The 13,426-nt window shown below is 69.1% G+C and carries 15 protein-coding genes; 10 read left to right on the top strand and 5 right to left on the bottom strand.

Annotated elements, in window-relative coordinates:
* Nucleotides 1-42 precede the first annotated feature (42 nt).
* The 4 genes from MCHUDSM44219_RS18930 to MCHUDSM44219_RS18915 all read left to right on the top strand — a co-directional run bounded on the left by MCHUDSM44219_RS18930 (nucleotide 43) and on the right by MCHUDSM44219_RS18915 (nucleotide 4,047).
* On the top strand, nucleotides 43-1,113 hold the full coding sequence (locus MCHUDSM44219_RS18930; protein WP_048419994.1) for an alpha/beta hydrolase: 1,071 nt from the start codon (nucleotides 43-45) through the stop codon (nucleotides 1,111-1,113).
* Between the two features lie 29 nt (nucleotides 1,114-1,142).
* Nucleotides 1,143-2,537 (top strand): cystathionine beta-synthase, encoded by a 1,395-nt coding sequence (locus MCHUDSM44219_RS18925; protein WP_048419796.1) that lies wholly within the window; start codon nucleotides 1,143-1,145, stop codon nucleotides 2,535-2,537.
* A gap of 142 nt (nucleotides 2,538-2,679) precedes the next feature.
* Complete coding sequence (locus MCHUDSM44219_RS18920) at nucleotides 2,680-3,312, top strand: Rv1078 family RDD domain-containing protein (RefSeq protein WP_053081299.1); 633 nt, start codon at nucleotides 2,680-2,682, stop codon at nucleotides 3,310-3,312.
* Nucleotides 3,313-3,330: 18 nt separating this feature from the next.
* Entirely contained in the window at nucleotides 3,331-4,047 is a 717-nt protein-coding gene (locus MCHUDSM44219_RS18915; protein ID WP_048419794.1) for an Rv1078 family RDD domain-containing protein, read from the top strand.
* Nucleotides 4,048-4,065: 18 nt separating this feature from the next.
* Here the strand turns inward: MCHUDSM44219_RS18915 and MCHUDSM44219_RS18910 are convergent, their stop codons facing one another.
* Nucleotides 4,066-5,244 (bottom strand): acyl-CoA dehydrogenase family protein, encoded by a 1,179-nt coding sequence (locus tag MCHUDSM44219_RS18910; RefSeq protein ID WP_048419793.1) that lies wholly within the window; start codon nucleotides 5,242-5,244, stop codon nucleotides 4,066-4,068.
* 32 nt (nucleotides 5,245-5,276) lie between these two features.
* Between MCHUDSM44219_RS18910 and MCHUDSM44219_RS18905 the strand changes: the two genes are divergently transcribed.
* Nucleotides 5,277-6,449 carry a cystathionine gamma-synthase gene (locus tag MCHUDSM44219_RS18905; protein WP_048419792.1) on the top strand — a complete coding sequence of 391 codons (1,173 nt, stop codon included), beginning with the start codon at nucleotides 5,277-5,279 and terminating at the stop codon, nucleotides 6,447-6,449.
* On the opposite strand, the gene MCHUDSM44219_RS18900 is transcribed toward MCHUDSM44219_RS18905, so the two are convergent.
* The 3 genes from MCHUDSM44219_RS18900 to MCHUDSM44219_RS18890 form a co-directional block, all read right to left on the bottom strand.
* Complete coding sequence (locus tag MCHUDSM44219_RS18900; RefSeq protein WP_048419791.1) at nucleotides 6,446-7,117, bottom strand: GOLPH3/VPS74 family protein; 672 nt, start codon at nucleotides 7,115-7,117, stop codon at nucleotides 6,446-6,448. The two genes, MCHUDSM44219_RS18905 and MCHUDSM44219_RS18900, sit on opposite strands and share 4 nt — an antisense overlap.
* A gap of 5 nt (nucleotides 7,118-7,122) precedes the next feature.
* Nucleotides 7,123-7,617, bottom strand: a complete 495-nt coding sequence (greA, locus tag MCHUDSM44219_RS18895; protein WP_043411784.1) for a transcription elongation factor GreA — start codon at nucleotides 7,615-7,617, stop codon at nucleotides 7,123-7,125.
* Nucleotides 7,618-7,844: 227 nt separating this feature from the next.
* Entirely contained in the window at nucleotides 7,845-8,270 is a 426-nt protein-coding gene (locus MCHUDSM44219_RS18890; RefSeq protein ID WP_172506291.1) for a DUF4307 domain-containing protein, read from the bottom strand.
* Between the two features lie 118 nt (nucleotides 8,271-8,388).
* Between MCHUDSM44219_RS18890 and mca the strand changes: the two genes are divergently transcribed.
* The 4 genes from mca to MCHUDSM44219_RS18870 are packed head-to-tail and all read left to right on the top strand — an operon-like array spanning nucleotide 8,389 to nucleotide 11,640.
* Nucleotides 8,389-9,261: a mycothiol conjugate amidase Mca gene (gene mca, locus MCHUDSM44219_RS18885; RefSeq protein WP_048419789.1), complete on the top strand. Its 873-nt coding sequence runs from the start codon at nucleotides 8,389-8,391 to the stop codon at nucleotides 9,259-9,261.
* Nucleotides 9,262-9,265: 4 nt separating this feature from the next.
* Nucleotides 9,266-9,523: a hypothetical protein gene (locus tag MCHUDSM44219_RS18880; RefSeq protein WP_048419788.1), complete on the top strand. Its 258-nt coding sequence runs from the start codon at nucleotides 9,266-9,268 to the stop codon at nucleotides 9,521-9,523.
* A complete protein-coding gene (locus tag MCHUDSM44219_RS18875) occupies nucleotides 9,501-11,258 on the top strand; it encodes a thioredoxin domain-containing protein (protein ID WP_048419787.1) in 1,758 nt (585 codons plus the stop codon). Before MCHUDSM44219_RS18880 ends, MCHUDSM44219_RS18875 begins: the two co-directional genes overlap by 23 nt.
* Before the next feature lie 10 nt (nucleotides 11,259-11,268).
* Complete coding sequence (locus MCHUDSM44219_RS18870) at nucleotides 11,269-11,640, top strand: nuclear transport factor 2 family protein (RefSeq protein WP_048419993.1); 372 nt, start codon at nucleotides 11,269-11,271, stop codon at nucleotides 11,638-11,640.
* A 198-nt stretch (nucleotides 11,641-11,838) separates the two neighbouring features.
* On the opposite strand, the gene trhA is transcribed toward MCHUDSM44219_RS18870, so the two are convergent.
* A complete protein-coding gene (gene trhA / locus MCHUDSM44219_RS18865) occupies nucleotides 11,839-12,570 on the bottom strand; it encodes a PAQR family membrane homeostasis protein TrhA (protein WP_048419992.1) in 732 nt (243 codons plus the stop codon).
* 55 nt (nucleotides 12,571-12,625) lie between these two features.
* Here trhA and MCHUDSM44219_RS18860 point away from each other — a divergent pair, with 55 nt between their 5' ends.
* Nucleotides 12,626-13,417, top strand: a complete 792-nt coding sequence (locus tag MCHUDSM44219_RS18860; RefSeq protein ID WP_048419786.1) for a (2Z,6E)-farnesyl diphosphate synthase — start codon at nucleotides 12,626-12,628, stop codon at nucleotides 13,415-13,417.
* Nucleotides 13,418-13,426: the final 9 nt, after the last annotated feature.

Raw genomic sequence — 13,426 nt, 5'->3', positions numbered from 1 at the left:
TTGGCTTGTCCTGGGACTACAACGGCGTAGGGAGTGGTGGCGATGACGGCACCGAGCAAGATCCCCAGTTCTGCACACCTCGGTGTCAGACCAGGTCGAGGGCACAAACCGCGCCGCTTCCCGGTCAGTGACGGTGCGCCCGTCGAGGTGGTCGAGGACGGGCCGAGCATCGCCGGCCGACTGATGGGCCTGGCGGCGATGGCGACGATCAAGCCGTTCCTCTCCGTGGGCAGCTACGCCCCCAAGTTGCCGTGGCCGTGGGGTCTGGTCGACTTCGCGGCGCGGGTCATCCGCCCGGTGCCCGGTACCGTGCGCGCGACCATCGGCCTGCCGCACTGCACCGCGCAGCTGGTCCGCGCCTCCGGTGTGCTGCCGGCCGACGGCAAGCGCAGCGTGATTCTCTACATGCACGGCGGCGCATTCCTGACGTGCGGGGTGAACACCCACGGCCGGCTGGTGACCGCGCTGTCCCGCTACGCCGATGCGCCGGTGCTCGTCGTGAACTACCGGATGATCCCCAAGCACTCCGTGGGCACCGCCCTCGACGACTGCTTCGACGCCTACCGGTGGCTGCGAGAGACCGGTTACGAGCCGGACCAGATCGTGCTCGCCGGTGATTCGGCCGGCGGTTATCTGGCGCTGTCCCTCGCCGAGCGCCTGCAGTTCGAAGGTGTCGAGGGGTACGGCGCCGAGACCCCCGCGGCGATCGTCACGATGTCCCCGCTGTTCGAGATCGACAACGAGGCGCGGGCCGACCACCCGAACATCCGCAGCGATGTCATGTTCCCGCCCAAGGCTTTTCACGCGCTGGTCGAGCTGATCGAGCAGGCAGGGTCCAAGCGCATCGTCGACGGCAAGCCCGAAGAGGTCTTCGAGCCGCTCGACCACATCGAACCCGGATTGCCGCGCACGCTCATCCACGTGTCCGGCTCGGAGGTTCTGCTCAGCGATGCGCGCAAGGCCGCCCGGCTGCTCGCCGCGTCGGGCGTTCCGGTAGAGGTCCGCATCTGGCCCGGTCAGATGCATGTCTTCCAGCTCGGTGCGCCCGCGGTGCCGGAGGCCGGCCGCTCGATCAAGCAGATCGGCGAGTACATCCGAGAGGCCACCTGGTAGTCGTTCACCGGGCCTGAGACGATGGACGCATGCGGATCGCCCGGCACGTCAGTGAGCTCATCGGCAACACCCCTCTGGTGCAGCTGAACTCCGTCGTCCCCGAGGGGGCGGGCACGGTGGCCGCCAAAGTCGAGTACCTCAACCCCGGCGGCAGCTCCAAGGACCGCATCGCGATCAAGATGATCGACGCCGCCGAGGCCAGCGGCGAGCTCAAGCCCGGCGGCACCATCGTCGAACCGACGTCGGGCAACACCGGCGTGGGGCTGGCGCTGGTGGCCCAGCAGCGCGGCTACCGGTGCATCTTCGTGTGCCCGGACAAGGTCAGCGAGGACAAGCAGAACGTGCTGCGCGCCTACGGCGCCGACGTCGTGGTGTGCCCCACCGCCGTCGCACCCGATGACCCGGACAGCTACTACAGCGTGTCCAACCGGCTGGTCACCGAGATCGAGGGCGCCTGGAAGCCCGACCAGTACTCGAACCCGATGGGCCCGGAGAGCCACTACGAGACAACCGGCCCGGAGATCTGGGCCGACACCGACGGCAAGATCACCCACTTCGTCGCGGGCGTCGGCACCGGCGGGACGATCACCGGCGCCGGCCGCTACCTCAAGGAGGTCTCCGGCGGCCGGGTCAAGGTCATCGGCGTCGACCCGGAAGGGTCCGTGTACTCCGGCGGCACCGGGCGCCCCTACCTCGTGGAGGGCGTCGGCGAGGACTTCTGGCCGTCGGCCTACGACCCGTCGGTGCCCGACGAGATCATCGCGGTCTCCGACGCCGACTCGTTCGACATGACGCGGCGGCTGGCCCGCGAAGAGGCGCTTCTGGTCGGCGGATCGTGCGGGATGGCCGCCCACGCGGCGATCCAGGTCGCCGAACGGGAGGGCCCTGACGCGCTCGTCGTCGTGCTGCTGCCCGACGGCGGACGCGGATACCTGTCGAAGATCTTCAACGACGGCTGGATGTCGTCCTATGGATTCCTGCGCAGCCGGCTCGACGGATCGGTCGCCGAGTCCACGGTCGGAGACGTGCTGCGCGGCAAGTCGGGCGCGCTGCCCGACCTGGTGCACACGCATCCGTCGGAAACCGTGCGCGACGCGATCGGCATCCTGCGCGAGTACGGGGTGTCGCAGATGCCGGTCGTCGGGGCCGAACCACCGGTGATGGCCGGGGAGGTCGCCGGCAGCGTCTCCGAACGCGAGCTGCTCTCCGCGGTGTTCGAGGGACGCGCGAAGCTCGCCGACGCGGTCTCCCAGCACATGAGCCCCGCGCTGCCGCTGATCGGCGCCGGCGAACTGGTCAGCACCGCGGCCAAGACACTGCGGGAGTGCGACGCGGTGATGGTGGTGGAGGAGGGCAAGCCGGTCGGCGTGCTGACCCGCCACGATCTGCTGGGCTACCTGTCGGACACCAGCTCGCGCCGCTGATCGACGCTGTCCCCGACGGCTGGCAAACGCCGTGAACCGCGCTGCCCCCCACGCGGAGCAGACCGTAAAACCCCTGCTCGCAGGCTTTTCTCAGGTATGGTGTTCTCGCTTGTCCCAGCTAAGCAACTGACTGGAAGGCATCATGACCGATCAACCACCCCCTGCGAGCCCTCCGCCGCCACCACCACCGGGCGGGTATCCGCCGCCACCGCCGTCAGCCGGAGGCTATCCACCGCAGGGGATGATGGGTTACCCCGCGGCGCCCGCGGGCCCGGCGGCGGGGCTACCGAAGTCGGCCTACACCCCATGGCTCAGCAGAGTGCTGGCGTGGGTGATCGACGTCATCCCGTTACTGATCCTCCAGGGCATCGGTGTGGGCATCCTGCTCGGCACACAAGAGACCGCCTGCGTCACCGACACTTCGGAGTACGACCTCGGCGAGTTCTGCGCCAGCGGTGCCTCGACCACGGGTCAGATCGCGATCGCCGTCACCGCGATCCTCGCCCTGGCCTACTGGGTCTGGAACCTCGGCTACCGGCAGGGGACCACGGGGTCGAGCATCGGCAAGGGCGTCATGAAGTTCAAGATCGTGAGCGAAAAGACCGGGCAGCCGGTCGGTTTCGGCATGTCCTTCGTTCGCGAGATCATCTACTGGGTCATCGCGGGGCTCTGCGTCGGCATCGTCTGGTTGATCGCCGTGCTGTTCCCGCTGTGGGACGAGAAGCGTCAGACGCTCGTCGACAAAGTCCTGAACCACGTTGCGTTGCCGATCTGATTCGAGGAGGGAGATTCGATGACAGACACTCCAGGCGGTTACCCGCCACCGGGTGGCTACCCCCCGCCGGGTGGCTACCCGCCGCCGGGCCAGCCGACCCCGCAGGGCGGCTACACCCCGCCACCGCCTCCGGGCGGATATCCGCCGCCCCCGCAAGGCAATTACCCGCCGGGCGGCTTCCCGCCGCCGCAGCAGGGCGGCTACCCGCCGTCGGCCCCCGCACAGGTGCTGCCGAAAGAGAGCTACACACCGTGGATCTCGCGGGTGGCCGCATGGTTCATCGACAACATCCCGGTGTTCATCCTGGCCGGCATCGGGCAGGGCATCGCGATCGCCACCGGAGACAACAACTGCACGACCATCAACGGCGGCTACTCCTGCACCTCGAGCTACTCCGTCGTGGGGTCGCTGGCCACCTTCCTGGCCTCGGTGCTGTCGCTGGTCTACGTCGTGTGGAACTACGGCTACCGCCAGGGCACCACGGGCTCGAGCATCGGCAAGTCGGTGATGAAGTTCAAGGTGGTCAGCGAGAAGACCTGGCAGCCCATCGGTTTCGGGTTGTCGATCGTGCGCCAGCTCGCCCACCTCGTCGACGCGATCATCTGCTACATCGGCTACCTGTTCCCGCTGTGGGACGCCAAGCGGCAGACGCTCGCCGACAAGATCATGACGACGGTCTGTGTGCCGTTGGCCCCGCAGGGTCAGCACTCGCAGCCGCCGACCCACCACTACTAGAGCGGGCCGGGGCCGGCGTCAGCGGAACGCGCTGACGCCGGTCAACGCCTGACCGATGACCAGCTGGTGCACCTCCGAGGTGCCCTCGTAGGTGAGCACCGACTCCAGGTTGTTGGCGTGCCGGATCACTGGATACTCCAGCGTGATTCCGTTGGCGCCCAACAAGGTTCGGCACTGTCGCGCGATCTTGATGGCTTCGCGGACGTTGTTCAGCTTGCCGACGCTGACCTGCTCGGGCCGGATGCGGCCCTCGTCCTTGAGGCGGCCCAGGTGCAGCGCCAGCAGCTGCGCCTTGCCCAGTTCCACGGCCATGTCGGCGATCTTGGCCTGCGTCAACTGATACCCGGCCAGCGTCTTGTCGAAGACCTGCCGGCTGCCGACGTAGTCGAGGGCCGACTCGAGGCAGTCCCGCGCAGCCCCGACAGCGCCGAACACGATGCCGAAGCGTGCCTCGGACAGACAGCTCAACGGACCCGACAGTCCCCGGGCGCCCGGCAGTCTCGCGTCCTCGGGCACCCGCACGTCGTCGAGGCTGAACTCGGAGGTGACCGACGCCCGCAGCGACATCTTGTGCGTCATCTCGCGGGCGCTGAATCCTGGGGTCGACGTCGGCACCGCGAAGCCGAGCACGCCGTCGTCGGCGCGGGCCCACACGATCGCGACGTCGGCCACCGAGGCGTTGGTGATCCACATCTTCGACCCGTTGAGGATCCAGTCCGACCCGTCGCGCCGCGCGGTGGTGCGCATCCCGCCCGGGTTGGAGCCGAAGTCGGGTTCGGTCAGCCCGAAGCAGCCGATCAGCTCACCGGCGGCCATCCCGGGCAGCCACTGCTCGCGCTGCTCCTCGCTGCCCCAGTGGTGGATGGCGAACATCGCCAGCGAACCCTGCACCGAGACGAGGCTGCGCAGCCCGCTGTCCACGGCCTCGAGCTCCTGGCACACCAGGCCGTAGGCCGTCGCGCTCGACCCGCTGCAGCCGTATCCGGTCAGGTGCATGCCGAGCAGACCCAGCTTGCCGATCTCGACGGCGAGGTCGCGAACCGGCACTTGGCCGGTCTCGAACCATTCGGCGATGTGCGGGCGCAGCCGTTGCTCACCGAACTGGCGCACCATCGTGCGCAGGTCGATGTCCTCGGCACTCAGCAGCGAGTCGAGGTCCAACAGGCTTTCGATCGAGGTGACGCCTTCGGTGGACATGGATAAGTTCTACACCGCTACCCTGGGCCACCATGAGCGAGCAGCGCAGCGCAGCCGACCATTTCCGCGCCCTCGGCCCCGCCACCAAGGCCATTCACGCCGGATACCGGCCTGACCCGGCGACCGGAGTGGTCAACCCTCCGATCTACGCCAGCTCCACGTTCGCCCAGGACGGCGTCGGCGGGCTGCGCGGCGGCTTCGAGTACGCGCGTACCGGCAATCCGACCCGCTCGGCGCTCGAGGCCGCGCTGGCCGCCATGGAGTCGGCGTCCTACGGGCGGGCGTTCAGCTCGGGCATGGCCGCCACCGACTGCGTGCTGCGGGCGGTGCTGCGACCCGGTGACCACATCGTCATTCCCGACGACGCCTACGGCGGCACATTTCGGTTGATCGACAAGGTGTTCTCGCTGTGGGGCATCAGCTACACCGCGGTCGCGCTGGGCGACCTGGACCTGGTGCGGGCGGCGATCACCGACCGCACCAAGCTGATTTGGGTGGAGACGCCCACCAATCCGCTGCTGTCGATCGCGGACATCGCCGCGATCGCGGCGCTGGCCGCGGAAAAGAAGGCCAAGGTGCTCGTCGACAACACCTTCGCCTCGCCGGCGCTGCAGCAGCCGCTGACGCTGGGCGCCGACATCGTGCTGCACTCGACCACCAAGTACATCGGCGGGCACTCCGACGTCGTGGGCGGCGCGCTGCTCACCAACGACGAGGCGCTCGACGAGGCGTTCGCCTTCCTGCAGAACGGCGCCGGCGCCGTGCCGGGTCCGTTCGACGCCTACCTGACCATCCGAGGCCTGAAGACCCTGCCGTTGCGGATGCAGCGGCACAGCGAGAACGCCGCGGCCGTCGCGGAGTTCCTCGACGGGCATCCCGCCGTCGAGACCGTTCTCTACCCGGGCCTGCCGGGCCACCCCCACCACGACGTCGCCGCCAAGCAGATGAGTGGCTTCGGCGGGATGGTGTCGCTCCGGTTGAAGGGTGGCCCGCAGGCCGCGCGCGACTTCTGCGCCCGCACCGAGATCTTCATCCTCGCCGAATCGCTCGGCGGGGTGGAGTCCCTGATCGAGTACCCCGGCGCGATGACGCACGCCTCGACCGCCGGATCCCAGCTGGAGGTGCCCGACGATCTGGTGCGTCTGTCGGTCGGGATCGAGGACGTCGCCGATCTGCTCGGCGACGTCGAGCAGGCCCTGTCCTAAGACAGCTGCGCGAGCGCCTGGCGCACCGCGGACGCGGTGACCGCCAGGTTCACCTCGGCCATGCCCGTCGGGGACTCGTCGACCCAGCTGCCGCTGGCGATCTCCCCGGCACGGGCGTGCACCCAGCGCCAGCCCCGGTCGTTGAGGCTGAGCAGCGCACCGAGCCCGTCGGCGGCGTGCAGCACCGTGATGATCGCCGCTGCCTGTGCAGCGGGCGGCCTGCGGTCGAACAGTGCCGCCAGAACCGCGTCACGGGCCGGCCCGGCCCGGCGTCGGTCGGTCAGCGGAAAAGCCTCGCGCCGACGAAAACCTTTGCTCGGCAAGCTGACCCGGCGAAGCTGACCCATCCGCTCGAGGTGTTCGAGGAGGCGGCCCTCGGTGCGCCGGGCCAGGACCTTGATCGCGTCGGCCGGCCGGCGCGGGGTGGCACGCAGGTAGTCCAGCGCGGGTGCGATGACAGGATCGGACGGCCCCGCGGCGTCGAGCGCCACCAGGCGGCCCGGCGGGACGGGTTCACCGTCGACCGACGGGCGCACCCGGCAGGAGTACGCGATGTCGAGCAGGGTCGCGGCGGCCAGCACGTGGCCACGCCGCGGATTGTCCAGCCCGGGCTGTGCGGACCCGTTGTCCAGCAGAAGCAACAACAGGTCCTCGGCGATCTGCGCCACGGCGGTCAGCCGTGATACGGCTCCGCGGAGACCAGCGTCACCTTGACCGTATTGCCGTTGGGCACCGTGTAAGTGCGGGTCTCGCCGACCTTGGCGTCGATCAGCGCGCCGCCCAGCGGGGAGTTCGGCGAGTAGACCTCGAGCTTGCCGTCGCTGACGCCCTCCTGCCGGGTGGCGATCAGGAACGTCTCGGTGTCGCCCTCGTCGTCGTCGTAGTAGACCTTGACCACCGAGCCCGGCAGGGCGACGCCGGACTGCTTGGGGGCCTCGCCGACCTTGGCGTTGTTGAGCAGTTCCTGCAGCTGGCGGATGCGGGCCTCCTGCTGGCCCTGCTCCTCGCGGGCGGCGTGGTAGCCGCCGTTCTCGCGGAGGTCGCCCTCTTCGCGCCGGTCGTTGATCTCGGCGGCGATGACGGGACGATTCGCGATCAACTGGTCCAGTTCGGCCTTCAACCTGTCGAAGGCCTCTTCGGTCAGCCAGGTGACCTGGGTATCGGTCATGTCGGCGCGCTCCTGTCGTCGTCGCTTTCATCGCTGTGTGCGTGAAAAGTTCTCCGGTTCACGGCGCCGGGGCTGTCGTACGTGTATCGCCGCATCCGTCGCCGGTCGATCGGCTCTCAAATGCAGCAATACACGGCCCCAGCAGGAACCGTGTATCGGTCCATGATAGCACCGGGGGGATACCCGGTTTTCACGTTTTCGCAGTCCGCAGTTGGTTGCGGGACCGTTCAGGACGGTCCGACCAGGTACTCCGGCACATCGCTGCCGCAGCCGTAGACGTCGCCGACGACGGCAGGCGCGCTCGTCTTGACGACCGTCTTGACCTGCACCGTCTTGGCCGGGGACGGGGCCACCAGCAGTTCCCGGCGGCCGACCTCGTCGCCGTCGTAGGACCGGGCCCGCACGATGCAGACGACGGGCGCCGACGGGTCGTCGCGGGTGACGCTGACGGTCACCTCGACCGTGCCGGGGTCGACGACCCGGTAGCCGCCCAGTTCGCCCTTGACGTCCGCGGAGCCCAGGCGGGTGAACGCGACGGCCGCGATCGCCACGCCCAGGGCCACCACGAGGACCGTCGCGGCGATGACGATCAGGCGGCGCTTGGGTCGGCTGGGTCCCTGGGTGCCGTAGCGCGCGGCGGGACGATCGATCATCTCGTTTTGCATGCCCGTCGTTCGGATAGGTGTACTAGGACTGGAACTATAGAACCCGTGGGTTCTGTTGAACCTGATCGTGAGAGTCCATGCAGGTGAGCAGCTAAGAGGAACCAGGTTGAGCGAACTGCGGTTGATGGCCGTACACGCGCACCCCGACGACGAGTCCAGCAAGGGCGCCGCGACGATGGCGCGGTACGTCGACGAGGGCGTGCGGGTGCTGGTCGTGACGCTGACGGGCGGGGAGCGCGGCGACATCCTCAACCCCGCGATGGATCTGCCGGAGGTGCACGGCCGGATGGCCGAGATCCGTCGCGAGGAGATGGCCAAGGCAGCAGCGATCCTCGGCGTCGAGCACCAATGGCTGGGCTTCGTCGACTCCGGGCTGCCCGAGGGTGACCCCCTGCCGCCGCTGCCGGAGGGCTGCTTCGCGCTCGAACCGCTCGAGGTGCCCACCGAGGCGTTGGTCCGGGTCATCCGGGACTTCAAGCCGCACGTGATGACCACCTACGACGAGAACGGCGGCTACCCGCACCCCGACCACATCCGCTGCCACCAGGTGTCGGTCGCGGCCTATGAGGCCGCCGCCGATCACCTGCTGTACCCGGATGCCGGCGAGCCGTGGAGCACCCACAAGCTGTACTACAACCACGGGTTCCTGCGGCAGCGCATGCAGGTGCTGCAGGACGAGTTCACCAAGCACGGCCAGGAAGGCCCGTTCGCGAAGTGGCTGGAGAACTGGGATCCCGAGGAGGATCTGCTCGCCAAGCGCGTCACCACCCGCATCGAGTGCTCCAAGTACTTCACCCAGCGCGACGAGGCGCTGCTGGCCCACGCCACGCAGATCGACCCGAAGAGTTTCTTCTTCACCACGCCGATGGAGTGGCAGCAACGGCTGTGGCCGACCGAGGAGTACGAACTCGCCCGGTCCCGCGTCCCGGTGCGGCTGCCCGAGACCGATCTGTTCACCGGGATCGAGGGACGAGAATGAGCCGATGCTGACACTGCTCGCGACCCAGGTGCTGGCCCAGGACGGGCCCCAGCAGACCGGACCCGATTTCGGTAAGGCCAGCCCGTTCGGGCTCATCGTGATCGTGCTGCTGCTGATCGGCGTCTTCCTGCTGGTGTGGTCGATGAACCGGCACCTCAAGAAGCTGCCGAAGTCGTTCGACGAGCAGGACGCCGACCCCGATCTCGCCACCGACAACCCGGCCGACCCGGGGGCGGCCCGTGAGCCCGGCTCCGGGACGTAACACCCTCGGGGCGTCGACCAGCCCCTATCTGCGCCAGCACGCCGACAACCCGGTGCACTGGCAGCAGTGGACGCCCGCGGCGCTCGCCGAGGCCGCCGACCGCGACGTCCCCATCCTGCTGTCCATCGGATACGCCGCCTGCCACTGGTGCCATGTGATGGCCCACGAGTCGTTCGCCGACCTGGAGGTGGCCGCGCTGGCCAACGCGCATTTCGTTCCCGTCAAGGTCGACCGTGAGGAGCGGCCCGACCTCGACGCCGTCTACATGAACGCGACGGTCGCGCTGACCGGGCAGGGCGGCTGGCCGATGACGTGCTTCCTGACCCCGGACGGCAGGCCCTTCTTCTGCGGCACGTACTACCCGAAAGCGACCTTCTTGCAACTGCTTTCGGCCGTCGAGGAGACGTGGCGGACCCGGCGCGCCGAGGTCGAGCAGACGTCGGACCACATCGCCGGTGAACTGCGCGCGATGGCCTCCGGCCTGCCGGGCGGCGGGCCGGAGGTGACGGCCGGGCTGTGCGACGCGGCGGTCGAGGCGGTGCTGGCCGACGAGGACACCGTGCACGGCGGCTTCGGGACCGCGCCGAAGTTCCCGCCGTCGGCGCTGCTGGAGGCGTTGGTGCGGCACCACGAACGGACCGGTGCGGCGGCCCCGTTGGCGACGGCGGCCCGCGCCTGCGAGGCGATGGCGCGCGGCGGTCTCTACGACCAGCTCGCCGGCGGCTTCGCCCGCTACAGTGTGGACGCCGCATGGGTGGTCCCGCATTTCGAGAAGATGCTGTACGACAACGCCCAGCTGCTGCGGGTCTACGCGCACTGGTCGCGGTTGTCGCCGAATGCGCTGGCGCGCAGAGTCTCTCATGAGACCGCTCGGTTCCTGCTCGATGAGCTGCGCCGCGACGGCATGTTCGTCTCGTCGCTGGATGCTGACGCGGCGGGCCAGGAGGGCCTGACGTACGTGTGGAGCCCGGCCCAGTTGCGCGAGTCGCTCGGCGAGAACGAAGGGCGTTGGGCTGCGGAGCTTTTCGGCGTGAGCGACGCCGGCACGTTCGAGGGTGGCGCGTCGGTGCTGCAGCTGCGGGCGGACCCGGACGACGCCGCCCGGTACGAGAGGGTTCGCACGGTTCTGCGCGCCGCGCGCTCGACGCGTCCGCAACCGGGCCGCGACGACAAGATCGTCACCGCCTGGAACGGGCTCGCGATCACCGCGCTGTGCGAAGCCGGCGTCGCCCTCGGGGATGCCGAATTGGTCGACGCGGCAACGGGTTGCGCGGAAGCGCTGCTGGCCCTGAACGTCCGGGACGGCCGGCTGCGGCGGGCCAGCCTCGGCGGAGTGGTGGGCGAGAGCGCCGCGATCCTCGACGACCACGCGGCGCTGGCCACCGGATTGCTCACCCTCCATCAGCTGACCGGAGAGGACAGATGGCTGGCCGCGGCGGGTGACCTGCTCGACGTCGCGCTCGACCATTTCGCCGACCCGGAACATCCCGGGCGCTGGTACGACGTCGCCGACGACGCCGAGCAGTTGCTGCTGCGGCCCGCCGATCCGCTCGACGGCGCCACGCCCTCGGGGGCGTCGTCGATCGCCGAAGCATTGCAGCTGGCCGCGCATCTGGCCCCCGCCGAGCGCGCGCTGCGCTACGCCGACGCCGCCTACGTGTGCCGCGGACGGGTGTGCGACCTGCCCGTTGGCACCGCCGCGGATCTCGCTGCCGCCCTGAGGCCGTCCGTGTAGCGTGCCGCTCATGAGCTTCGAGCCCGACGTCTTGCAAGGTTTCGTCCAGCGCTACCTCGACACGGTCGCCGGCGGCACCGCCGACGAGGTCGCCGCGCTCTACACCGAGGACGCCACGCTGGAGGATCCGGTCGGCGGCGGCGAGGTGCACATCGGGCGGCACGCCATCGCCGGCTTCTACAAGGGCATGGAAGGCGATCACGAGATCACCACCGAGCTGCTGACGTTCCGGGCGGGCGGGCACGAGGCCGCGTTCGTGTTCGCGATCACGGTGGGCGGCGCGATGCGCATCGAGCCGATCGAGGTCATGACGTTCGACGGCGACGGCAAGATCACGTCGATGAAGGCCTACTGGGGCCCGGAGAACATCACGCCGCTGTAACCCCGTCACATCCCTAAGCGCGAGCGTGCGTGTCTGCGGCCGACACGCCGCAGGAATCGCGAAGTCTGCGCACGTTCGCGCTGTCGGCGCGGCACGCCCTCGCCCGCGGGCGTTTCACGAGCGTGCGGAAACTCGTGGGATTGCGCGGCGTGTTGCCTGCAGACACGCACGCACGCGCACAGGGGGGAGCAGGTCAGGTCAGAAGACGGCGAACCACATCGCGATGTAGTGGCAGATCGCCGCGACGGCCGTGCATGCGTGGAAGAACTCGTGGTGGCCGAACGTCGTCGGCCACGGGTTCGGCCACTTCAGCGCGTACAGCACCCCACCGATGCTGTACAGCGCGCCGCCGACGATCAGCAGCACCACCGCTGCCACACCTGCGCCCTGCATGATCGGTCCGATGAACCACGCCGCGACCCACCCCAGCAGGATGTAGAGCGGCGTCCCGACCCACCGCGGCGCCGACGGCCAGAACATCTTGAGCAGTACCCCGGCCAGCGCGCCGCCCCAGACGATCCACAGCAGCACCTCGCCGCTGCGTTCCGGCAGGGCGAGCACCGCGAACGGCGTGTAGCTGCCGGCGATGAAGATGAAGATGATCGAGTGGTCGGCGCGCTTCATCCACTTGCGCGCGGTGGGCGATGTCCAGTTCACCCGGTGGTAGACGGCGCTGACGGTGAACATCGCGACGATGGTCAGCGTGTAGATCAGCGTCGCGACGCCCGCGCGCGTCGACTGCAGCGACCACGACACCGCCACCAGCGTGGCGCCGCAAATCACCGCCGCCGCCGCGGAGTACACATGGATCCACCCCCGCAGCCGCGGCTTGCCCAGGAATTGGGTGACGCCGTCGGCGACCGCCTCGGGCAGGTCCTCGGCTCCCCGCGATTCGTCTTCCGTGTTCCGAGGATCGACAGACGTGGGCATGTCACCTCCGCTGACCGGCTTGGGGTTTCCGTGGGCCACAGTAGTCTGGATCCTCGTGGACCTCATTCCGCGGCGGCTCAAGGAACCGGCCTACCGGCTCTACGAGATGCGGCTGCGTCAGGGGCTCTCCCGGCAGAAATCCGAGCTTCCCCGGCATATCGCCGTGCTGTGCGACGGGAACCGCCGCTGGGCGCGTGAACTCGGTCACGACGACGTCGCCTACGGCTATCGCGCCGGCGCCCACAAGATCGCCGAGATGCTGCGCTGGTGCGCCGACGCCGGCATCGAGATGGCGACGGTGTACCTGCTGTCCACCGAGAACCTGCAGCGCGACCCAGACGAGTTGGCGTCGCTGATCGAGATCATCACCGACGTCGTCGAGGAGATCTGCGCGCCGGCCAACCAGTGGAGCGTGCGCACGGTCGGCGACCTCGAGCTGATCGGCGAGGAGCCGGCCCGGCGGCTCCGCGAGGCCGTGCAGTCCACCGACGGCAACGGCGGCACGTTCCACGTCAACGTCGCCGTCGGCTACGGCGGCCGCCAGGAGATCGTCGACGCGGTGCGCGCGCTGCTGTCCAAGGAGCTGGCCAACGGCGCCACCGGCGATCAGCTGATCGAAGCGGTGACCGCCGAGGCCATCTCGGAGAACCTGTACACCTCCGGCCAGCCCGATCCCGATCTGGTGATCCGCACCTCCGGCGAGCAGCGGCTCTCGGGCTTCCTGCTCTGGCAGAGCGCGTATTCGGAGATGTGGTTCACCGAGGCGTACTGGCCGGAGTTCCGGCGGGTCGACTTCCTGCGGGCCCTGCGCGACTACAGCGCCCGACACCGGCGTTACGGGCTGTAGAGGACACCG

Origin of the sequence: Mycolicibacterium chubuense, from assembly GCF_001044255.1 — a bacterium.
Classification (GTDB): Bacteria; Actinomycetota; Actinomycetes; order Mycobacteriales; family Mycobacteriaceae; genus Mycobacterium; species Mycobacterium chubuense.
This window is presented reverse-complemented; position numbering and strand designations above follow the sequence as displayed.